Source organism: Devosia sp. P3_B2 (assembly GCF_056402875.1).
Genome location: NZ_JBFUGO010000003.1, coordinates 285,526 through 304,520, shown reverse-complemented (window position 1 = coordinate 304,520; position 18,995 = coordinate 285,526). Strand labels below are relative to the sequence as shown.

General features: G+C 66.3%; 22 protein-coding genes. 5 read left to right on the top strand and 17 right to left on the bottom strand.

Annotated features, from left to right (window positions below; genetic code table 11):
* Positions 1-111: 111 nt before the first annotated feature.
* From AC1DV8_RS06995 to rpmI, 8 genes are all read right to left on the bottom strand, one after another.
* The gene (locus AC1DV8_RS06995; RefSeq protein ID WP_477151474.1) at positions 112-1,404 is read right to left on the bottom strand and encodes an O-antigen ligase family protein; all 1,293 of its coding nucleotides are present in this window, start codon (positions 1,402-1,404) and stop codon (positions 112-114) included.
* Between the two features lie 8 nt (positions 1,405-1,412).
* The gene (gene pheT, locus AC1DV8_RS06990; RefSeq protein WP_477156956.1) at positions 1,413-3,821 is read right to left on the bottom strand and encodes a phenylalanine--tRNA ligase subunit beta; all 2,409 of its coding nucleotides are present in this window, start codon (positions 3,819-3,821) and stop codon (positions 1,413-1,415) included.
* Positions 3,818-4,471: a DNA polymerase III subunit epsilon gene (locus tag AC1DV8_RS06985; protein WP_477151476.1), complete on the bottom strand. Its 654-nt coding sequence runs from the start codon at positions 4,469-4,471 to the stop codon at positions 3,818-3,820. The genes pheT and AC1DV8_RS06985 overlap by 4 nt, the downstream gene beginning before the upstream one ends.
* Positions 4,468-4,896 (bottom strand): hypothetical protein, encoded by a 429-nt coding sequence (locus tag AC1DV8_RS06980; RefSeq protein ID WP_477156955.1) that lies wholly within the window; start codon positions 4,894-4,896, stop codon positions 4,468-4,470. The genes AC1DV8_RS06985 and AC1DV8_RS06980 overlap by 4 nt, the downstream gene beginning before the upstream one ends.
* Positions 4,893-5,354: a hypothetical protein gene (locus tag AC1DV8_RS06975; RefSeq protein ID WP_477156954.1), complete on the bottom strand. Its 462-nt coding sequence runs from the start codon at positions 5,352-5,354 to the stop codon at positions 4,893-4,895. Before AC1DV8_RS06975 ends, AC1DV8_RS06980 begins: the two co-directional genes overlap by 4 nt.
* Positions 5,354-6,484, bottom strand: coding sequence for a phenylalanine--tRNA ligase subunit alpha (gene pheS / locus AC1DV8_RS06970; RefSeq protein ID WP_477156953.1), 1,131 nt, complete (start codon positions 6,482-6,484; stop codon positions 5,354-5,356). Before pheS ends, AC1DV8_RS06975 begins: the two co-directional genes overlap by 1 nt.
* 164 nt (positions 6,485-6,648) lie before the next feature.
* Positions 6,649-7,050, bottom strand: a complete 402-nt coding sequence (gene rplT, locus AC1DV8_RS06965; protein ID WP_055873058.1) for a 50S ribosomal protein L20 — start codon at positions 7,048-7,050, stop codon at positions 6,649-6,651.
* A gap of 13 nt (positions 7,051-7,063) precedes the next feature.
* A complete protein-coding gene (gene rpmI / locus AC1DV8_RS06960; protein WP_069908210.1) occupies positions 7,064-7,264 on the bottom strand; it encodes a 50S ribosomal protein L35 in 201 nt (66 codons plus the stop codon).
* Positions 7,265-7,478: 214 nt separating this feature from the next.
* Between rpmI and AC1DV8_RS06955 the strand changes: the two genes are divergently transcribed.
* Entirely contained in the window at positions 7,479-7,646 is a 168-nt protein-coding gene (locus AC1DV8_RS06955) for a hypothetical protein (RefSeq protein ID WP_477156952.1), read from the top strand.
* Here the strand turns inward: AC1DV8_RS06955 and AC1DV8_RS06950 are convergent.
* The 3 genes from AC1DV8_RS06950 to AC1DV8_RS06940 form a co-directional block, all read right to left on the bottom strand.
* A complete protein-coding gene (locus AC1DV8_RS06950; protein ID WP_477151481.1) occupies positions 7,643-8,065 on the bottom strand; it encodes a MarR family winged helix-turn-helix transcriptional regulator in 423 nt (140 codons plus the stop codon). The two genes, AC1DV8_RS06955 and AC1DV8_RS06950, sit on opposite strands and share 4 nt — an antisense overlap.
* A gap of 166 nt (positions 8,066-8,231) precedes the next feature.
* Positions 8,232-9,002, bottom strand: a complete 771-nt coding sequence (locus AC1DV8_RS06945; RefSeq protein WP_477156951.1) for a hypothetical protein — start codon at positions 9,000-9,002, stop codon at positions 8,232-8,234.
* Between the two features lie 125 nt (positions 9,003-9,127).
* A complete protein-coding gene (locus AC1DV8_RS06940; RefSeq protein ID WP_477151483.1) occupies positions 9,128-10,015 on the bottom strand; it encodes a LysR family transcriptional regulator in 888 nt (295 codons plus the stop codon).
* A gap of 103 nt (positions 10,016-10,118) precedes the next feature.
* Here AC1DV8_RS06940 and AC1DV8_RS06935 point away from each other — a divergent pair, with 103 nt between their 5' ends.
* Positions 10,119-10,742 (top strand): NADPH-dependent F420 reductase, encoded by a 624-nt coding sequence (locus tag AC1DV8_RS06935; RefSeq protein ID WP_477156950.1) that lies wholly within the window; start codon positions 10,119-10,121, stop codon positions 10,740-10,742.
* A gap of 122 nt (positions 10,743-10,864) precedes the next feature.
* Positions 10,865-11,227: a DUF423 domain-containing protein gene (locus AC1DV8_RS06930; RefSeq protein WP_477156949.1), complete on the top strand. Its 363-nt coding sequence runs from the start codon at positions 10,865-10,867 to the stop codon at positions 11,225-11,227.
* On the opposite strand, the gene AC1DV8_RS06925 is transcribed toward AC1DV8_RS06930, so the two are convergent.
* Together AC1DV8_RS06925 and infC are read right to left on the bottom strand one after the other, a co-directional pair.
* On the bottom strand, positions 11,224-13,464 hold the full coding sequence (locus tag AC1DV8_RS06925; RefSeq protein ID WP_477156948.1) for a methyl-accepting chemotaxis protein: 2,241 nt from the start codon (positions 13,462-13,464) through the stop codon (positions 11,224-11,226). The genes AC1DV8_RS06930 and AC1DV8_RS06925 overlap by 4 nt on opposite strands.
* A gap of 194 nt (positions 13,465-13,658) precedes the next feature.
* Positions 13,659-14,195, bottom strand: a complete 537-nt coding sequence (infC, locus tag AC1DV8_RS06920; RefSeq protein ID WP_477151560.1) for a translation initiation factor IF-3 — start codon at positions 14,193-14,195, stop codon at positions 13,659-13,661.
* A gap of 233 nt (positions 14,196-14,428) precedes the next feature.
* Between infC and AC1DV8_RS06915 the strand changes: the two genes are divergently transcribed.
* Together AC1DV8_RS06915 and AC1DV8_RS06910 are read left to right on the top strand one after the other, a co-directional pair.
* On the top strand, positions 14,429-15,187 hold the full coding sequence (locus tag AC1DV8_RS06915) for an alpha/beta hydrolase (protein ID WP_477156947.1): 759 nt from the start codon (positions 14,429-14,431) through the stop codon (positions 15,185-15,187).
* A 9-nt stretch (positions 15,188-15,196) separates the two neighbouring features.
* Positions 15,197-15,535: a YciI family protein gene (locus tag AC1DV8_RS06910; RefSeq protein ID WP_477156946.1), complete on the top strand. Its 339-nt coding sequence runs from the start codon at positions 15,197-15,199 to the stop codon at positions 15,533-15,535.
* Here the strand turns inward: AC1DV8_RS06910 and AC1DV8_RS06905 are convergent.
* From AC1DV8_RS06905 to AC1DV8_RS06890, 4 genes are read right to left on the bottom strand one after another with little or no spacing between them, the layout of a single operon-like run.
* Positions 15,532-16,170: a GNAT family N-acetyltransferase gene (locus AC1DV8_RS06905; RefSeq protein WP_477156945.1), complete on the bottom strand. Its 639-nt coding sequence runs from the start codon at positions 16,168-16,170 to the stop codon at positions 15,532-15,534. The two genes, AC1DV8_RS06910 and AC1DV8_RS06905, sit on opposite strands and share 4 nt — an antisense overlap.
* Positions 16,167-17,039 carry an NAD-dependent epimerase/dehydratase family protein gene (locus AC1DV8_RS06900; RefSeq protein WP_477151490.1) on the bottom strand — a complete coding sequence of 291 codons (873 nt, stop codon included), beginning with the start codon at positions 17,037-17,039 and terminating at the stop codon, positions 16,167-16,169. Before AC1DV8_RS06900 ends, AC1DV8_RS06905 begins: the two co-directional genes overlap by 4 nt.
* An 11-nt stretch (positions 17,040-17,050) precedes the next feature.
* Positions 17,051-18,241 carry a tRNA epoxyqueuosine(34) reductase QueG gene (queG, locus tag AC1DV8_RS06895; RefSeq protein ID WP_477156944.1) on the bottom strand — a complete coding sequence of 397 codons (1,191 nt, stop codon included), beginning with the start codon at positions 18,239-18,241 and terminating at the stop codon, positions 17,051-17,053.
* On the bottom strand, positions 18,222-18,899 hold the full coding sequence (locus AC1DV8_RS06890; RefSeq protein ID WP_477156943.1) for a glutathione S-transferase family protein: 678 nt from the start codon (positions 18,897-18,899) through the stop codon (positions 18,222-18,224). Before AC1DV8_RS06890 ends, queG begins: the two co-directional genes overlap by 20 nt.
* Positions 18,900-18,995 lie beyond the last annotated feature (96 nt).

Here is an 18,995-nt window from a genome sequence, read left to right as displayed (position 1 = left end):
CTCCGCACCCCCTCTCTGGCGAAAACTAAGGACTTAGCTGCGCTAAGCCCAAGTTTTCGCTTGCTCCCCCGCCTAGGGGGAGATGAGCCCGGTGGTTGTGGCTGGCAGCAGCTAAGCCCGCTCGTCCCTGCAGTAGTTCAGCAGCACGGCCGTCAGCACGACATACAGCGTGTTGTGCAACGGGAAGCTCAGCATGGTGTCGGGGAGGCCCAGCACCAGGTAGCTGACCGAGAGCAGGCTGCAGCCGTAGAGCCGGGTGCGATACTGGCTGTCGTGCGGGCTGAAGAGGCAGCTGATAATCGGGAGCACCAACAGCAGCAGGTAGACCGCGAGCCCGAACAGCCCCGAAGCAACGGCGAAGTTCAGCGCGTCGTTGTGAAGGTGTGGCAGCTGGGCGTGCACCAGCTCGTAGACCGCCAGGTAGGGGACGATCGCCGTCATCAGCTGGCCCCAGCCATGGCCGAAAAGCGGGGCATCGAGGAAGGCCGACGTGCCGGCCCGGTAGAGGACGAAGCGGATGGCCGTGCCCAGATCGGCGGGATTGTCGCCGCCCGCCAACCGGCCGAGGATATCGAACATCGACGATGAGCGGGCGCCGGCAAGATCGGCGAAATAGGCGATGAGGCCGAACCCGGAGAGCACGGCGACGCTGACTACCGCAGCCAGCAGCTTATGCCGCACGAGCAGCAGCGCCGCGACGAACAGCAGCACCGGGAAGGCGACGAGCGCGGCACGCGAGCCCGAGGCAAAGATCACGGCCAGCGCCATCAACGGACCCAGCAGGTAGATGAAGCGCTGCCGGCCGGTGGCGGCCGCGGCACCGATCATGGCGAAGAAGCCGAGCAGCAGCGCGGTGTTGGAGAGCCGGATCGGATCGGTGATCGGCGAGCCGAGCCCAGCCCGCTCCATCCCCTCCACATAGTTGAAGTAGAGCGCCATCAGCAGGCCGGCGGCCGTGCCGAACAGCGCGAAGTCGGCGAGCTTGCGGCTATTGGCCGGCCCGGCGGCACGGCGGAACAGCAGTGCCAGCGGCGCATAGAGCAGCATGGCCGAGAAGTTGAGCGTCTGTAAGAGGTCGGACGGCTGCCGCATGGTCACCACGGCGCTGATGAACAGCAGCGTGAAGGCGCCGAGGAACAGCTTGGCCGGCAGGTCGAAGGGGATCTGCAGCGTCTTTTGCCGCGCAGCGAAGTAGGCGAACACCGCGAGCGCGATGGCCAGCAGCGCGAAGGTGGTGAAGTAGCCGAGGATGCAGGAGACGCCGATGGCGACCACCAGCATGGCCCGGCGCAGTAGCGCTTCGCTGGCCGCGGCGGGGCTGAGCGGCGCCAGCGGCAAGTCGGCGACATCAAGCCCTTGCGGGGCTGTGTCGCCGATCGTTTCGCGTTTGCCGTCAGCCGTCATTGCATTTCCTAGGTGCGGAGTACGCCGCCCGTTGCCTTGGTCACCGCCGCGACGACATTGGCCGCGACCTTTTCGATCTCTTCGTCGGTCAGCGTCTTGTCGGTGGGCTGCAGCGTCACCGCAATGCCGACCGACTTCTTGTCGTCGGCGATGCCCTTGCCCTCGAACACGTCGAACACCGAGACTTCAGTGATCAGCGTTTTGTCGGCGTTCTTGGCGGCGCGGAGGATCGTTGCAGCCGGGACAGTACGGTCGACGAGGAAGGCGAAATCACGGCTCAGCGGCATCAGGTCGCTGAGCTTCAGCGCCGGCTTGGAGCGGGTCGGCTTCTTGCGCGGCTCGGGGATGGCGTCGAGATCGAGCTCGAACGCCGCGATCGGGCCGGTGAGGTCGAACTTTTCGAGTTCGGTCGGGTGGATCTCGCCGAACCAGCCGATGGTGAGTTTCGGCCCGAGCTGGACGCGGCCGCCGCGGCCGGGATGGCTCCAGGACGCAGGCTCGGCCACTAGCTGCAGCTTGTCGATGTCATGGCCCATGGCGTCGAGCAGCGCTGCGATGTCCGACTTGGCGTCGAATACAGAGACCTTGCCGTTCGCCGACTGCCAGTGGCGCGAGCCGCCGAGCCGGATGCCCGAGGCATAGGTGCGCTGCCCCTCAGGCTGCACCGAGTGGAACACCTGGCCGACTTCGAACAGTTTCAGCTCGCTCAGGCCGCGATTGGTGTTGCGCTGCGCCGCGCCGAGTAGGCCCGGTAGCAGCGAGGGCCGCATGTCGGTGAGTTCGGACGCGATCGGGTTGGCGAGCTTCAGCTCGGCCGCGCCGCCGCCGAAGCGCACCGCCTCGGCTTCTGGGATGAACGACCAGGTCACCGCTTCGTCGAGGCCGCGGGCCGCAAGGGTGCGGCGGGCGAGGCGGCGGCGGTTCTGCAGCGTCGTCAGCATGCGCGGCGCGACGTGGTTGAGCCGCGGCAGCGGATCGGTGGGGACGTTGTCGACGCCGACCATGCGCATCACTTCCTCGGCGAGGTCGGCCTTCATGGTGACGTCGGGCCGCCACGAGGGGACATGCACGGTGCGGGTGAGGCCGGCGCCGTCGAGCTTGAAGCCGAGGCGGGTGAGGATCGCTTCGATCTCGCTGGCCGAAGTCTCGAGGCCGGTGAGGCGCTCGACTTCGCTGAGCGGGAAATCGACGACGGTGTTGGGGAACACGTCTTCGCCGGAGATCGCCGGCTCCATGGCTTCGCCGCCGACCAGCTCCAGCATCAGCCGGGTGGCGAGCTCGAGGCCGGGTTCAGTGAGCGCCGGATCGACCGAGCGCTCGAGGCGATAGCGGGCGTCGGAGACGATGCCGGTCTTGCGGCCGACCTGCGCGATCAGGTCCGGATCCCAGCTGGCGCATTCCATGAACACATTGACCGTCTCGTCGGTGCAGCCGGAGCGATACCCGCCGATGACACCACCGAGGCACAGCGGGCCGAGATCGTCGGCGATCACCGTCATGGTCTCGTCGAGCGGGTAGTGCTTGTTGTCGAGCGCATCGAGCACTTCGCCGGAACGGGCGTTGCGCAGCACCATCTCGCCGGTGACCTTGTCGGCGTCATAGGCATGGAGCGGCCGGCCCCAGCCGAGCGAGACGAGGTTGGTGATATCGACCACGGTGTTGATGGGGCGGAGGCCGACGGCGCGCAGGCGCTGCTGCAGCCAATCGGGCGACGGGCCGTTCTTGATGCCCTTGAAGTAGCGGCCGGCGAACTTGCGGATCGCCTTGGGCTCATCAGCCGAGAACTGATGCGGCAGCGGCGGGATCGGGCTCGGGCCCTTCGACGGCACCGGCGACATGTCGGTGGATTTGAGCGTGCCGGCGCCGAACGCCGCGAGATCGCGGGCGATGCCGTAGACGCCGGTGGCGTCGCCGCGGTTGGGGGTGATCGAGATGTCGATCACCGCGCCACCGAGCTTGGCGTAGTCGACATAGGCGACCCCGATCGGCGCATCGTCCGGCAGCCGGATGATACCGTCATGGTCGTTCGAAAGCTCGAGCTCGGCCGCCGAACACAGCATGCCGTTCGACTTCTCGCCCCGGATGACGACGCCGGCCTTCAGGGTGAAATCCTTGCCCGGGATGTAGGTGTCGGGGAAGGCGAACACCGACTTCATGCCGGTGACGGCATTGGGCGCGCCGCAGACGACATCGATCAGCTCACCGGTGCCGGCATCGACCTTGCAGACCTTGAGGTGGTCCGAGTTCGGGTGCGGCTTGGCCTCGACCACATGTGCGACGACGAAGGGCCGGAGCTTTTCCGAGGGGTCGACGATCTCTTCGACCTCGAGCCCGATCATTGTCAGCGCCTTGCCGATGTCCTCGGCAGTCGCATCGGTGTCGAGGTGATCTTTCAGCCAGTCGAGGGTGAACTTCATTTGTAGATGCTTTCGGTCGCTTCGATCTTGGGCAGGGACCCGCTGATCTCGAAAAGTTTGGCGAGGACGTTGGCGAAGCCGCGCGCATCGTCGATGGCGCGGTGGGTGTGCTCGATGTGGCCGTACCAGGCGGGCGGCACGCGCTGCATGCCCCATTTGGTGTATTCGGCGCCGCGCAGCGTGCCTGCCATGGTGTAGAGGCAGACCCCACCGCCGCGAAAGATCTGCCGGCTCTTGTAGGGCCCGCCGAGCACGCGGGTGCTAGCGAAGGTGGAGAGGTAGTGGTCCATCCACAGCCCGTCGAAGATCATCGGCGCCGCCGCAAAGACCCGGAAGCCGGGCAGCGTCTCCACCCAGTTCGCGTAGCGCGGCATCACCGACGCGGGGTCTTCCGGGTTCTCGGTCGCGTGCTTCCACGCCTCGGGCTGCGTCTCCCACCACGCCAGGGTGTCGGGATCTGCCTTGCGGTCGGTGCGCGGCGTCAGCACCGCCTCGAACTCCGACAGCACCTTGCCCGAGATATCGACCGCCACCGAGGCAAAGCTCAGCATCGAGCTTTCGAGGGGGTTATGCCCGTCGGACTCGATGTCGGTGACGACGAACGTGCAGAGGTCCGACGCGCCGGGCGCTATGGGGGGCTGGAGGCTCACTTCTGCACCATATCGGATGCGTAGCTGCAGTGGCCCGAGGCCACCGTGCCCTCCTCGTCGACGCGAACGAAGGGCAGGCCCTCGTCGATCAGGCTGATGTGGAGGAGGAGCGCCGTAGCGGGGTCGAGCGCCACGAAGTCGATCCGCTCCCGTAATGAGCCGGGATTGACGACCGTGAGGCTGCCGGTCCGAAGGACATCGCTGTCAGAGCCGATGAAATGCTCCGCGTAGTCGCCGGTCTCGAGGTCGATGCGCGTGACGCGTGATCCGGCCGCCCGCGGCGCGTCGATCGGGACGATGACCGGTGGGGTTTCGCTGGAATTGTAATAGTACTCCGGCGTGCAGACGACCACCTCCTCGGCCAGAACCGGGGAGCAGATCATCATGGCCGCGAGGGCGAGCAGCGATCGTTTGGCCCACCTCATGATCGACCCTTCCGGAGTGCGGCGCGGCGGGGAGGGAGCATCGAAGAGCCGAACGGGCTGTGCGACGCCTTGAGGAAGGGCAGTGCCCGCTCGGCGAGCAGCGTCATCACCTTTTTGCGCAGCGGGCTGTCGCCGTCGAGCTCGGCATAGGGCAGGGCATCGAGGCCATTGTGCTCTTCAGTGCTGTCGGTGAAGTCGCCGATGCGCCAGCCGGAAGAGTAGTAGCCGGGCGGCACCCACTCCCATTTGAGCAGGCGCTGGAAACGGCCGAGGTTGATGTAGCAGGCGAGGCCCGAGCTGCTGCGCTGGATCTCGACCCAGGCGCGGGCAAACGCTGTCGTGCGGTTCCAGCTCCCACCGGCCTGGATGTAGCCAGCGGGGGCGAGGATCGCATCGATCTCGCGGTGCAGGACGCGCACCACGCGCTCGCGCAACGATGCCGCGGGGTTGGCAGACATCAGCTGCTCAGCCCCCCGAACAGCGTCGGCAGGTCGAGCGGGCGGAAGCCGTAGTGATCGAGCCAGCGCTTGTCGGCGTCGAAGAAGGCGCGGAGGTCGTTCATGCCGTATTTCAGCATGGCCATGCGATCGATGCCCATGCCCCAGGCGAAGCCCTGGTAGACATCGGGGTCGAGCCCGCAATTGCGCAAGACGTTCGGGTGCACCATGCCGCAGCCGAGGATTTCCAGCCAATCACTGCCTTCGCCGATCTTCACCTCGGCGCCCGAGCGGTCGCACTGCACATCGACTTCCATCGACGGCTCGGTGAACGGGAAGAAGCTCGGCCGGAAGCGGAGCGTCACGTTGTCGACCTCGAAGAAGGCCTTGAGGAACTCCTCGAGCACCCAGCGCAGCTGGCCGATATGGCTCGACTTGTCGATGACGAGGCCCTCGACCTGATGGAACATCGGTGTGTGCGTCTGGTCCGAGTCGTGCCGGTATGTGCGGCCCGGCATCACCACGCGGATCGGCGGATCGATCGCCGGGGTGAGGTAGGGCGCGGCGGGCTTCTCGTTGCCCTTGAGCATGGTGCGGATCTGCACCGGCGAGGTGTGGGTGCGGAGCACGCGCTTCACTCCATCCGGCGACGGCGCCATGAAGAAGGTGTCGTGCATCTCGCGCGCGGGGTGCCCCTCGGGGAAGTTGAGCGCGGTGAAGTTGTACCAGTCGGTCTCGATATCGGGACCTTCGGCGATCGAGAAACCCATGTCCGAGAAGATCGCGGTGATCTCGTCGATCACCTGGCTGACCGGATGGATGCGGCCTTCGGTGGTCGGCGCGGCGCGAACCGGCAGGGTGACGTCGACGCGCTCGGACGCGAGGCGGGCATCGAGCGCGGCTTTCGCGAGATCCGCGGCCCGCGCTTCGATCAGTGCCGTCACTTCCGTCTTCAGCCCGTTGATGGCGGCGCCGGCAGACTTGCGCTCTTCCGGCGCGATGCCGCCGAGGGTAGCGAGGAGGGCGGAGACCGAGCCCTTCTTGCCCAGGGCGCCGACGCGCACGGCTTCGATCTGGGTTTCGTCGCTGGCCGCAGCGGTAGCGGCGGCGATTTCGGCGCGGAGGGTGGCGATCTGAGCGTCGAGAGACATCGGGGAATTTCCAGGTTGTGTTTCAGGGCCAAATGAAAAAGCCCCGCGCCATCCCCGGTTTCGGGGCGGCGCAAGGCTTAGCTTAGGGCCTCAGAAAAGGCGAGAAGTCTTACTGGCTCTTAGCCTTGATCCGGAAAGTCTTGCAACTTTCCGGGGCTAGACGCTTAGGCCGAAATACGCTCGTGGGTGGTCGTCTCGATCTTGCCGAGATACCCCAGAGCCTTCTTGGCCTGCTCAACCAGCACGGCGAACGCTGCGGGCTCGGTGATCGCGAGATCGGAGAGCACTTTGCGGTCGACGGCGATCTCAGCCTTGCTGAGGCCGTCGATAAATCGACCGTAGGTCAGCCCGTGATCGCGCACGGCGGCGTTGATGCGCTGGATCCAGAGCGCGCGGAAGTTGCGCTTCTTGACGCGGCGATCGCGGTACGCGTACTGGCCGGCCTTGTCGACGGCGGCCTTGGCGGTACGGATGGTGTTCTTGCGGCGACCGTAAAAACCGGAAGCGGCCTTAAGAACCTTCTTGTGACGGGCGTGGGCGGTAACGCCTCTTTTAACGCGTGACATCTATCGGCGCTCCTTAACGGTTATACGGCATGTACCACTTGACCAACGACTCATCGCCCTTCTTGAGGATCTTGGTCCCCCGATGCGAGCGAATGTAGTCGGCGTCGTGGCTCATGAGCCGGTGCCGCTTGCCTGCGACGCCTGCCTTGACGCGGCCGGTCGCAGTCATCTTGAAGCGCTTCTTGGCGCCCGATTTAGTCTTCATCTTTGGCATTTTGCTGTCCTGGTTAGAGGCGGCTCTAGGAGCCTGCATTCGGGATCGCCACGGCATGCCTTTTGGCCGGGCGGCCCGTCGAGAAGGCGGGTGTATAGGGGGAAACCGGTGGACACGCAAGGGGAGTCCGGGCCGGACGTCATCAGCGCGTAATATCGGTTTGCAGTGATCGCTGGCAAGCGCCGGCAAGAGGCGCGTTCCCAAGGAGCGTCTCATGACCGATCTATTCGCGGTAAAGTCCGCGGAGCCACAGCGATTGCCGATCACCAAGGCGCACTTGCGCGGTGCCATTTGGCTGGCCGCGCTGGCGGTGCTGGTGCTGCTGCCGCGGCCCGATGCAGTCGACGCGCCGAAGCCGCTCGTCGTTGCGGCGCAGAACTAGCCGCGGTTGGCTGCGGCGAGTTCGCTCAACCCGTCGATCAGGTGCGCGGCTTCGGTCTTGCTGAGGCTCTTGAGGGCCTGCCGGTCGGCCACCGCGGCTGCAGCGGCGGCTTGCGGCAGCACGGTCTTGGCCTTCTCGCTGAGGTAGAGGCCCTGGGCCCGGCCCTTGCCGATCGTGGCTTTCTCGATCCAGCCTTCGGCTTCGAGCCCGGTGAGGGTGCGGGCGACGCCGGGCTGCTCGAGGTCGAGCCGGGTGACCAGTTCCGCCTGGGTCAGCCCTTCACGCCCGGCGATTTCGCTGAGCGCAGTGAACTGCGCCGGATGAAGGCCGAATGGCTCCAGCGTCTCGCGCAGGTGGTTGGCGAGACGGCGGGCCAGCTGGCTCGCAACGTGAAACAGAGTTTCCTTGTGGTCGAACACGGCCTCCTCCCCGAGGGGTGAGGCACTATCATAGCGTGTTGTGACTTAAGGCAGGGTTGCTGGCCCCCCTCGCCGCTGTCATTCCCGCGAAGGCGGGAACCTAGTGCGATGCCGCGGTTGAGATATCCACTGGGCTCCCGCCTTCGCGGGAATGACGCCGGTGGTGCTACCGCACGATCTCCGACCACGGGCGGCCGCTGCGGGCTGCTGCGGCGGCGAGTGCGACGGTGCGCTTCTGCGGAGCGGTGAGTTCGTCCGAGACGATATTGGCGGCATTCGCCGGGTCGAGCATGGCGCGCGGCACCAGCAGCCGTTCGAGAAAGCCCAGCACGGCCCAGACATTGTCGGCCAGTGCGCCCACCGGTCGACGGCGGAGCGCCGCGTAAGTGGCGAGTTCGAGATAGTAGGACGGGAAATCCAGCCCGTTCTGGTCGCGCCAGAGCTTGAGGATCCGCACTTCTTCTTCGCGCTCGGCATCGCGGCTATCGAGCGCGTGCTGGTGGAGATTGGTGGTGATCGCTGCGTTGCGACGAGCCGAATAGATCTCGTGGATTTCCGAGATCATCGACAGGCGCTTGGCTGGCAGCAGGTCGACGACGACATTGCCGACATTGAGCGCAATGGTGACGTTGCGGCGGATCGGGGAGAGGCCGAGCCGCTGGAATGCCGAGAACATCGACTCGTAGATTTCGGCGATGCGGCGTTCAGACTGGGTATGGATCCACACCACGTAATCGACATTGATGCCGCTGCGATTGGCGGTGGACCTGGCGAAGCCGCCGCCCGGCGCCACGTCGGCGATGTGGCGGCTGCCCCAGGCATTGCAGAGGGCCGCGATCTTGGCGTCGATCCGCACCAGGGGCGACCCCGGTTGCCGATCGACCGCCTCGCGCGAAAGGATGTCGCGCAGGTATTCGGACGCCGAAACGGTACTCACTGCCACACTCATGCGGGCATTTTACGATAATGCCGTCCATCGCGCCAGTATTGGGAAAACCCGGATGCGCAAGTGGTTAGCTCGTAAAGTTAATCGTTGTGTGACGTCTGTATATCGTGGATCGCTTAGCCCTTGAGGCCGTTGGCGACTGCTTCCATGAAGGTGCTCAATCGGCGCGGCACCAGGCGGCGCGATGGATAGATCAGATGGATTGGCAGGGTCATCCGCTGCCAGTGCGGCAGGATCTCCACCAACCGGCCGGCGCGCAGCGGCTCGGTGACCAGGTCGACCGGCAGGTAGACGATGCCGGCGCCTTCCAGCGCGGCCGCCAGCTGCGCCTCGCCATTGTCGATCTGCAGCCCGCCCTCGACCTCGGCGATGACCGAGGCGCCGCCCGGCCCGATGAAGGGCCAGCGGTTGCGCGGGCTCATGTTCAGATTGAGGATGCAGCGGTGGTGCCGCAGTTCCTCCGGCGTCGCCGGCAGGCCGAACGCCGTGGTGTAGGCGGGGGAGGCGACGCAGCGGAAACGGTAGGTGCCGATGCGGCGCGCGATCATCGCCGAGGCCTGCAACTCGCCCACGCGGATCGCCACGTCATACCCCTCGGCGATGAGGTCGGCGCGGCGGTCGTTGAGGCTGAGCTCCACGGTCACCGCCGGGTTGTCGTCGCAGAACTTGGCGATGATCCCTGCCAGCCGGTGGATGCCGAGGGTCGCGGGGCCGGTAGCGCGGATGCGGCCCGAGAGCTTGCCCGGCTCGGTGCGGGTGAGGTCGTCGAGTTCCGCGACGGCTTCGAGTACCGCCTCGGCCTGGGCGAAGAAGCTCTCGCCCAGTTCGGTCAGCCGTTGAGCCCGGGTGGTGCGCTCGATCAGCCGGGCGCCGTGATGTTCCTCCAACGCCTGGATGCGGCGACCGACCATGGCCGGGGAGATCGACAGCAGCCGCGCCGCGCCGGCAAAGCTGCCCGACTTCACCGCCGCGACGAAGGTTTCGAGGTTGGTGAGCTCGGCCATTCGATACCTCGATGCAAGAGTGAAGCGCAAACTGCTGCAATTCTATACCTGCGCGTCACCGCATAGATAGGGGTCATCGCAATCGCAGGATGGAGCTTTCCAGATGACCACCACCGCAATTCTCGGCCTCGGCAATATGGGCAAGGGCCTCGCCAAGCGCCTGAGCGGCAAGACCCAGTTGGTGCTGGGGGTCTCCAACCCGGCCGCCGCCACTGAGTTCGCCGCCTCGGTCGGCGCCACCGTCACCGACTACAAGGCCGCCGTGCTGGCCGCCGACATCGTCGTCCTCGCTCTGCCCTACGGCGCGGCGCTGGACCTGATCGGCAAGCTCCCGCTCGCCGGCAAGGTCGTCGTCGACATCTCCAACCCGGTGAAGGCGGATTTCTCCGGCCTTGCCATCGGCCACACTACGTCGGCCGCCGAAGAGCTGCAGGCTGCGGCTCCCTCGGCCAAGGTCGTGAAGGGCTACAACACGATCTTCGCCAGCCTGTTCGACACCCCGGTCAGTGCCACCGCCAACGTGCCGGTGTTCCTCGCCGGCAATGACGCCGCCGCGGTCGACGCCGTGGCCGATCTGGTCAAGGCCTCTGGCTTTGCGGTCGAGAAGGTTGGCGGCCTCGATGGCGCCCGGCTGGTCGAGCCGGTCGGCATGCTGAACATCCGCTTCGGCTACGGCCTCGGCCAGGGCACCGGCATTGCGCCGACTTGGCTCAAGCTCGCCGCCTGACATCGCATCTAGTGCAGCAGACGAAGAAGGCCGGGAGCGATCCCGGCCTTTCTGTTTGTGCGCGAGGGCAGGTACTCTGGCGCCGATGCGGGCTGTGAGTCTCGCGCGCGGGGAGATTTTCGATGGCTGGGAACGGGATGGCGTCGCGCCTGCTGCTGGTTGCCGCGGGGCTGTGCGGAGCGCTCGGTGTCGCCGCGGCGGCGCGTGCCAGCCATTCGGCCGACGACAATCTGGGCATCGCGGCGAACTTCCTGCTGCTGCATGCGCCCGTGCTGATCGGGCTGAGTTTGATGGCATTCAACCGCGTGGCGGTAGCCGCCGGGGTGGTGCTGCTGATCGGGCTGGCGGTGTTCGCCGGGGATCTGGCGGCGCGGTCGATGCTGGGTGGTGCGCTGTTTCCGATGGCCGCGCCGATCGGGGGCGGTGGGCTGATCTTGGGCTGGGCGCTGGTCGCGGCGGCTGGGGTTTGGGGAAGTCGGCCCTAAGCCGCCTGCCGCATCCGCGTCGCCCCGCTCAGCGTAAAACTCTCGACGATGTGGTCGAGCTCGACCGCCTGCGCCTCGGTCTGTTCGATCGCCGCATTGGTCTCTTCGACCAGGGCGGCATTGTGCTGGGTCATCTCGTCCATCTTGCGGATGGCGGAGCTGACATCGGTGATGGCCGTCGCCTGGTCGCGCGTCGCTTCCGAGATGCTGGTCACCAGCGTGCTGTTTTCACGCACTGCGGCGAGGATGGCCGAGAGCTTCGCCGACGCCTCCTCGACGAGACGCGTGCCGCCCCGTACCTGCTGGGCGCTTTCGTCCACCAGTTGCTTCACGTCGGACGAAGCCTGCGCCGCCGATTGCGCCAGGCGCCGCACCTCGATGGCCACCACGGCAAAACCCTTGCCGGCTTCACCGGCACGCGCTGCCTCCACCGAGGCGTTGAGCGCGAGGAGGTTGGTCTGGAAGGCGATGTCGTCGATCAGCCCGATGATGTTGGAAATCTTGGCCGAGGACTGGGTGATCCGCTCCATGGCGCCGGTCGCCTCGGTCATCACCTTGCCGCCCTCGTCGGCCATGCGCGACGCTGTCTGGGTCTGGCTCGCCACCTGATCGGCCTTCTTGGCATTGTCCGCCACGGCGCCCTGCAGCTGGCTGATCGCCGCCGAGGTCTCCTGGATGGTCGAGGCCTGGCTGCTGGTGCGCTGCGACAGATCGTTGGCACCGGCGAGGATTTCGCCGGTGGCGTTGCGGAGGTTGCGCGAGGCACCCTGCAGCTGGCGCACCACGTCCGAGAACTTTTCGGCTGCGACGTTGGCGCTGGCCTTGAGCCGCCCGAACGCGCCGGCGAATTCGCCGGTCATCCGGCGGCTGAGATCGGCGTGGGCAAAGGCATCGAGCACTTCGGCGGTCTCGCCGACGCCGCGCTCCACCGTTGCCATCACCTGGTTGAGGCTGCTGGCGATACCGGATGTATCGGCGGCCGTGGCGGCATCGTTCACCCGGTCGGAGAAATCGCCGGCCAGCGCCGAGGCGACGACGCGCTCGACTTCGGCCTGCAGCACCGCGCTCGCCGCCCGCTGTTCATCGTCGTGCAGGGCCTTCAGCGCCTTCTGCTCGTCCATGCTGCGGATGGCGAGGCCATTGGTGCGGAACACCTGCAGCGCCTGTGCCATGCGGCCCAGCTCATGCCGCTGCCCACCGGCCGCGATCTCGGTGTCGAGGTCGCCATTGGCGATGCGCTGCATGTCCTCGGCCATCAGCCGGATGGTGCCCGAGAGCCAGCGGCCGATCAGTACCGCCATGGCGATGCCGAGCAGCACGGCAGCCGCACCGACCGCCATGAGGACGGTCTGGGTAGCGCCGGTGCTGCTGGTGCTGGTTTCGCCGAGCTTGTCCTGTCGCGCCACGATGCCGGCCTGCAGATTCTCGAGTTCGGCGCCGAGCCGGAGCCCCGTCGCATCGAGCTGCGTGGCTTCCACGTCCTTGCGTTCATCGGTTGCGGCCTTCACCTTTTCGGCCAACGCCAGGTAGTCGGTGATTGCCGTTGCGGTGGCATAGGCCTTGGCCTGCGGCTCGGGCGTGAAGATGAAAACCGCGAGCTCGTTGGCGAGGTCGGCGGCCTTGGTGCCGGCTTCGCCGATCTGTGCGAAGTCGGCGTCGTTGCCGCCCAGCATGTAGCGATCCACTGCACCCAGCATGCCGAGGACATTGGCGCCGATATCGGCTGTCTGCTTCACCGAACTCAGGTCGTTGGTGGAGGATGCGTAGGCGGTGAGCTCGTCGAGCAGCCCGCGTGCGGCCTTCGCCTTTTCGGTCATCTCGGCGACGATGGCCTGCCGGCTGGTGTCGAGCGTGACCACCGCCGTGAACGCCTTGCCGTAGGAGCCCACCACCGAGCGCACATTGGCGATCAGCGCACTGGCCGCTTCGTCGCCGGCGAACTCGGCGGCTGTCTCGTCCTTGTCGATGCTGAGCTTGCCCAGCCGCGCGTCGAACGCGGCGGCGGTGTCGGTGGTGCGGTCGGCGCGGTAGCGGAGTGCCGCCATGCGCAGCGCCTCGATCTCCTTGACGATCTGGCCGGTGGCCAGCGACTGGTGCGCCGCGAGGCGATAGTCGGCAAAGATCCCGGCCACGGCCTGGACCCCAAAATAGCCGGCAACGCTCAGGAAGCCCAGGAGCAACACCAGCGCGCCGAATGCGCCATAAATCTTCTGCGTAATGCTCAGCCGCTGCAGCATCTATCGATCCCCCCACCCGGTCCATCCCTCGACCAGCCGGAGCAAGATGCTAGGTGAAAACGCTTAACGGACCGGGAAATCCGCCGCGCCCGCCAGGGAAACAGCTTTCGGGAAAGCAGGAAAGAATTCCGGAAATCTAAGAAATGAAAAGGGCGGCCCGAGGACCGCCCTTTCAAACCCTATCGCTGTCGCCGTTACTTCGGCGCCAGCACCATGACCATCTGGCGGCCTTCGGAGCGGGGCGAGGATTCGACCTTCGCCTTGGCTTCGAGTTCGGCCTGCACCTTGACCAAGAGCTGCATGCCCAGTTCCTGGTGCGCCATTTCGCGACCGCGGAAGCGCATCGTCACCTTCACCCGGTCACCCTCTTCGAGGAACCGGTGCACCGCCTTCATCTTGGTCTCGTAATCGTGCGTATCGATGTTCGGACGCAGCTGGATTTCCTTGACCTCGATCACCTTCTGCTTCTTGCGCGCTTCGGCGGCCTTTTTCTGGGCTGCATATTTGAAGCGGCCGAGATCGAGCATCTTGGCGACGGGGGGGACCGAGTTCGGGGAAATGATGACGAGATCGAGTCCCTGCTCCTGCGCTTCGGTCAAAGCTTCGCGAGTGCGTACGACGCCGCGGTTGGCGCCCTCGCCATCGATCAGCTGAACGTCGGGGGAGGAGATATCTTCGTTAGACTGCGGCCCATCTTTCTGGGGCGCAACGGGTCTCATGGGACGACGAATGGCAGGCGTTCCTTCGATTGTTACCGGAGCGGCGGGAAATCACCGCTAAAATCGTGCCGGGACAGGCATAAGTCAACACCGCGCCGGACAAGAAACATGCGCCGGGCGTGCTTTCGCGACAAACTGTTGCCGCAAGGTGAACTGGCAGGCAAAAGGCAGCAGCGAAATATCGGTTGCTGGAAGGCTCATAGGTGGAATCGGTGGAGTTTGTCGAGGTCGGTGAGGGTACGGACTTGCGCCACATCGCTGTCCTGAGACGGCCGGGCAGCACGCCGGGCATCTTCTGGCTCAATGGCTACCGCTCGGAGATGACCGGCACCAAGGCCTCTATGCTCGATGCCTTCGGCGCCGAGCGGGGCATCGCGGTGACCCGTTTCGACCATTCCGGCAACGGCCAGTCGGGCGGGAATTTCCTCGATGGCACGATCACGCGCTGGCTCGAGGAGTCGCTCGCGGTGTTCGCGACCACGACCGGACCGCAGGTGATCGTGGGCTCATCGCTCGGTGGCTGGCTGGCGCTGCTGATGGCGCGCGAACTGCGCCGGCGGGGCGGGGGCGACCGGGTCAAGGCGCTGATCCTCATCGCGCCAGCGGTGGACGCGACGGCCGAGCTGATGACCAAGCGGATGAGCAAGGCCGAACTGGCGGCGCTGAAGCGCGACGGCATCGTGCAGCGGCCGTCGAAATACTCGGATGAGCCCTATCCCTATACGGCCAAGCTGATCGAGGACGGCAACCAGCATCACCTGATGTTCGGACGCGGCATCGATGTCGGCGCCCCCGTGACGATCCTCCAGGGCGGCAAGGACCCCGATGTACCGCGCGAGCACGCGATGCGGCTGGTGCAGCACTTGCTGACCGACCCGGTGACCTTCACGCTGGTGCCGGATGGGGATCACCGGTTGAGCCGCGAAGCGGATTTGGAACTGCTGCGCGCGGCGGTGGAGCGCGAACTCACGGCGCCGCCTGAGCAGCTGGAACTGGAGCTTTAGGAGGGGACCATGACCGAGATCACCGACGACTACATGCGCGAAATGCTGGCCAAATCGCACGCCTACAGCGTGCTGGTCCTGAAGAAGGGGCCGAACTATCAAGCGGACGGCGACCGCAGCATCGTCTGGGAGCACGCCCGCCGAAACTTCGCCATGCGCGCCGCCGGGCAGCTCGCCATCGTCGTGCCGCTGGCGGGTGAGACGGACATGGCCGGCCTGGGGCTGTTCACCACCAGCATCGAGGAGACGCAGGCGCTGATGGCCGACGATCCCGCGGTGAAAGCCGGTTGGCTGACCTTCGAGGTGTATTCGGGGCGGAGTTTCCCGGGCGACAGCCTGCCGGGCTAGAAGCGCAGCGCCGTTTTCTGTTGGCCATCCGCATCGAAGTTCGCCGGGTCAAGCCAGCGGTCGAACTCGGCCTTGCGGGCCGGCCACTCGGTGTCGATCATCGAGAACCAGGCGGTGTCGCGGTTCTCGCCCTTCATGATCATGTGCTGGCGGAACAGGCCTTCGTAGGTGAAGCCGAAGCGCAGGGCGGCGCGCTTCGAAGGCTCGTTCCGGTCGTTGCATTTCCACTCGAAGCGGCGATAGCCGAGGTCTTCGAAGATGTGGCGGGCCGTGACGTAGAGGGCCTCGGTCGAGATACGTGTCCGCGCGATCCGGGGACCCCAGTAGACGCCGCCGAACTCGATGACGGCGTGCTCCGGCACGATCCCCATCAGCGCGAAGCGCCCCTCGGCACGGCCGGTCGCCTTGTCGACGACCGCGAAATAGATCCGTTCCGACGAGCCGGCGAGGCTTTCGATCCAGCTGGACGCCCCCGCCGCATCGACCGGCGGATGTTGCGACAGATACTCGAACCGGTCGGGCACGGTCGCCTCGAACAGGTCGGCGGCATGGCGCACGTCTATCGGCTCTAGCCGCGCGTAGCGGCCATCGAGCACGATCGGCTGGGGTAGAGCGGCAGGCTTTGGAGCACTCATGCGCGGCCCTTCCAGATGGCGTCGAGACCTTCGCGGTAGGTCGGATAGAGGAGATCGGCGCCCAGCGCTTCGAGCACCCGCTTCGACGAGACGCGCTTGTTGTCGGAGTAGAAGCTCCGCGCCATCGGCGTCATCTCGGCGGTCTCGTATGGGACTTCGGCCGGTGGCTCGATGCCCATAACGTGGGCGGCGTACGTGACGAGATCCTGCGGCGGGGCGGGCTCGGTATCGGCGAGATTGAAGGTACCATCGAGGTCGCTCAGTGCAGCGCGTGCGGTGATGCGGCCGATGTCGGCGACGTGGATGCGGTTGAACACCTGGCCCCGCTTGACGATGCGCCGCGCTGTCCCCTCACGCAGCTTGTCGAAGGCCGACCGGCCGGGGCCATAGATGCCGGCCAGCCGCTCTATGAACAGCGGCACGCCGCGCTCTTTGGCGTAGGCGCGCCAGGCCTCCTCGGCCTCGACGCGCTGCTTCGAGCGGACGTTCTGCGGCCGGGTCGGCGCGTCCTCGTCGATCCATTCGCCGCCGAAATCGCCATAGACGCCGACGGTGGAGAAATAGCCGATCCACTCGAGGTTGGGTGCCGCATCGAGATCGGCGCGATGGAGGTTCAGCGCCGGATCGCCGCGCTCGTCGGGCGGGATCGACAGAATGACGTGCGTCGCCTGGCGGAGATCTTCGCTGAGCGTCGTGCCGGGCACTTCGCCGTCGAACACGTGGATGCGATAGGCCGAGTCGGCCATCGACTCGGCGGCTTCGGTGCTGCGCGTCGTGCCGGCGACCGGGATTGCGGGGTCAGCCAGCAGGTGCAATGCCCGCGCCGTGGCGCGCGACGAATAACCCATGCCAAAAAAGAACAGGCGCATTCTCTAGAACTCTAATTCGCACGCGCCGGCTGGACGACCGCGCTCCACTCTGCCTGGACGGTGGTGTCGCCTTCATCGGGCAAAAACGCAAGCGCCAGAGCATCCGCGCGATCTTTCGCCACAAGCCTGCGCACCGCCCACACGGCCGCGCCACGGATCAGCGGCTCGGGATCGGCAAGACGGGCTTCGGCCAGCGGGATGAGTGTGGGGTCGCCGGAATTGCCGACGGCGATGAGCACGTTGCGCAGGAACCGCGCATGGCCGATGCGCTTGACGGGGGAGCCGGCGAACAGGGCGCGGAAGCCGGGATCGTCGAGTTGCACGAGGTCCGCGAGCGCGGGGGATTTGAGCTCGTCGCGAGCGCGGAGCTTCATCTCGTGCGTTTCGGACGCGAACTTGTTCCACGGGCAGACGGCGAGGCAATCGTCGCAGCCATAGATGCGGTTGCCCATCGGGGCGCGGAACTCGAGCGGGATCGGGCCCGGATGTTCGATGTTGAGGTAGCTGAGGCAGCGGCGCGCATCGAGCTGGAACGGCGCGGGGAAGGCGTTGGTGGGGCAGACATCGAGGCAGCGCCGGCAATTGCCGCAGCTTTCGGGATGCGGCGCGTCGGCGGGCAGTTCGGCGCTGGTGAAGATGGCGCCGAGGAACAGCCATGAGCCGTATTCGCGGCTGACCAGCACGGTGTGCTTGCCCTGCCAGCCGATCCCCGCGGCCTCCCCAAGCGGCTTCTCCATCACCGGTGCCGTATCGACGAACACCTTCACCTCGGCTCCGGTGCGCCGGTTCAGCAGCCCCGCCAGTTCCTTGAGCTTGCCCTTGATGATGTCGTGATAGTCGCGGTTGCGAGCGTAGACGGAGATATTGCCCAGCGAACGGTGCTTGAGGTCGGCCATCGGGTCGCTGTCCGGCCCGTAGTTCATGCCCAGCATCACCACCGACCTCGCCTCGGGCCACAGCGCCTCCGGCGCGCCGCGCCGCTCGGCGGTCTCGGCCATCCACGCCATCTCGCCGTGCCACTCGCGGGCGAGGGCGGTGTCGAGCTTTCCCGGCAGGTCTGGCCGCGCATCGGCACGCGCCACGCCGAACGCATCGAAGCCCAGGGCCTTGGCGCGGTCGCGGAGTTCGGCGAGGAGCTTTGTGTCTGTCACGCTGCGCGGTGTAGCACAGTCAGAGGCAGCGTCAGAAATCCAAGTCCGCATACCCGGTCGCCGCCGGCATGCCGGCCACACGGTCGTTGAGTAGCGTCCGGAACGCTGGCCGCGACTTGATGCGGGCGTACCACTGCCGGGTTTCGGCTGAGCTGTCCCACTGTACGTCGCCCAGGTAATCGAGGCTGGAGAGGTGGGCGGCCAGCGCGAAGTCGGCGAGCGTCATGGTGTCGCCGGCGATCCAGTGGCGGGTGGCGAACAGCCAGTTGAAGTAGTGCAGGTGCTCGGCGAGGTTGGCCTTCGCGACGCGCAGCACGCCCGGCTCGGGCGTCATGCCGCGCTGGTCGCGCTTGACGATCTTTTCCTCGAGCACGTAGCGGGTCACTTCGTCGTTGAGCTTGACCAGCACCCATTCGAGCAGCCGCCACATCTCATTGCGCAGCGCCGGCTGTGAGGGGAACAGCCCCGCGACCGCAGTCGGCGCGTAGCGCTCCTCGATGGCGTGGACCACTGCGAGTGTCCCCACCACCGGCGGCTCGCCGTTCTCGGCGAGGATCGGCACGGTTGCCGCGGGGTTGAGCTCGAGCAGCGCGGGCTCGCGTGTCCACGGCTTGATGTCTTCGAGGTCGATGCCGACGCCGTATTCGGCGAACATCAGCCGGGCGAGGCGGGAGGAGGGGTCGAGCCTGTGCTGCAGCAACCTTGGCATGCGGGAAAAGGGTCCTTGCCGATCCTTGGCGGGGCCGGGCAAATCGGGCTAGATGCCGCCCGCGCCGCCCCGCCGGGTGGGATGAGTTAGGGGATC

Coding starts and splice junctions, on each gene's coding strand:
- AC1DV8_RS06995 (WP_477151474.1), bottom strand. CDS start 1,404: ATGACGGCTGACGGCAAACGCGAAACGATCGGCGACACAGCCCCGCAA.
- pheT (WP_477156956.1), bottom strand. CDS start 3,821: ATGAAGTTCACCCTCGACTGGCTGAAAGATCACCTCGACACCGATGCG.
- AC1DV8_RS06980 (WP_477156955.1), bottom strand. CDS start 4,896: ATGAGGTGGGCCAAACGATCGCTGCTCGCCCTCGCGGCCATGATGATC.
- AC1DV8_RS06975 (WP_477156954.1), bottom strand. CDS start 5,354: ATGTCTGCCAACCCCGCGGCATCGTTGCGCGAGCGCGTGGTGCGCGTC.
- pheS (WP_477156953.1), bottom strand. CDS start 6,484: ATGTCTCTCGACGCTCAGATCGCCACCCTCCGCGCCGAAATCGCCGCC.
- rplT (WP_055873058.1), bottom strand. CDS start 7,050: ATGTCACGCGTTAAAAGAGGCGTTACCGCCCACGCCCGTCACAAGAAG.
- rpmI (WP_069908210.1), bottom strand. CDS start 7,264: ATGCCAAAGATGAAGACTAAATCGGGCGCCAAGAAGCGCTTCAAGATG.
- AC1DV8_RS06955 (WP_477156952.1), top strand. CDS start 7,479: ATGACCGATCTATTCGCGGTAAAGTCCGCGGAGCCACAGCGATTGCCG.
- AC1DV8_RS06940 (WP_477151483.1), bottom strand. CDS start 10,015: ATGGCCGAGCTCACCAACCTCGAAACCTTCGTCGCGGCGGTGAAGTCG.
- AC1DV8_RS06935 (WP_477156950.1), top strand. CDS start 10,119: ATGACCACCACCGCAATTCTCGGCCTCGGCAATATGGGCAAGGGCCTC.
- AC1DV8_RS06930 (WP_477156949.1), top strand. CDS start 10,865: ATGGCTGGGAACGGGATGGCGTCGCGCCTGCTGCTGGTTGCCGCGGGG.
- AC1DV8_RS06925 (WP_477156948.1), bottom strand. CDS start 13,464: ATGCTGCAGCGGCTGAGCATTACGCAGAAGATTTATGGCGCATTCGGC.
- AC1DV8_RS06910 (WP_477156946.1), top strand. CDS start 15,197: ATGACCGAGATCACCGACGACTACATGCGCGAAATGCTGGCCAAATCG.
- AC1DV8_RS06905 (WP_477156945.1), bottom strand. CDS start 16,170: ATGAGTGCTCCAAAGCCTGCCGCTCTACCCCAGCCGATCGTGCTCGAT.
- AC1DV8_RS06900 (WP_477151490.1), bottom strand. CDS start 17,039: ATGCGCCTGTTCTTTTTTGGCATGGGTTATTCGTCGCGCGCCACGGCG.
- queG (WP_477156944.1), bottom strand. CDS start 18,241: ATGCGGACTTGGATTTCTGACGCTGCCTCTGACTGTGCTACACCGCGC.
- AC1DV8_RS06890 (WP_477156943.1), bottom strand. CDS start 18,899: ATGCCAAGGTTGCTGCAGCACAGGCTCGACCCCTCCTCCCGCCTCGCC.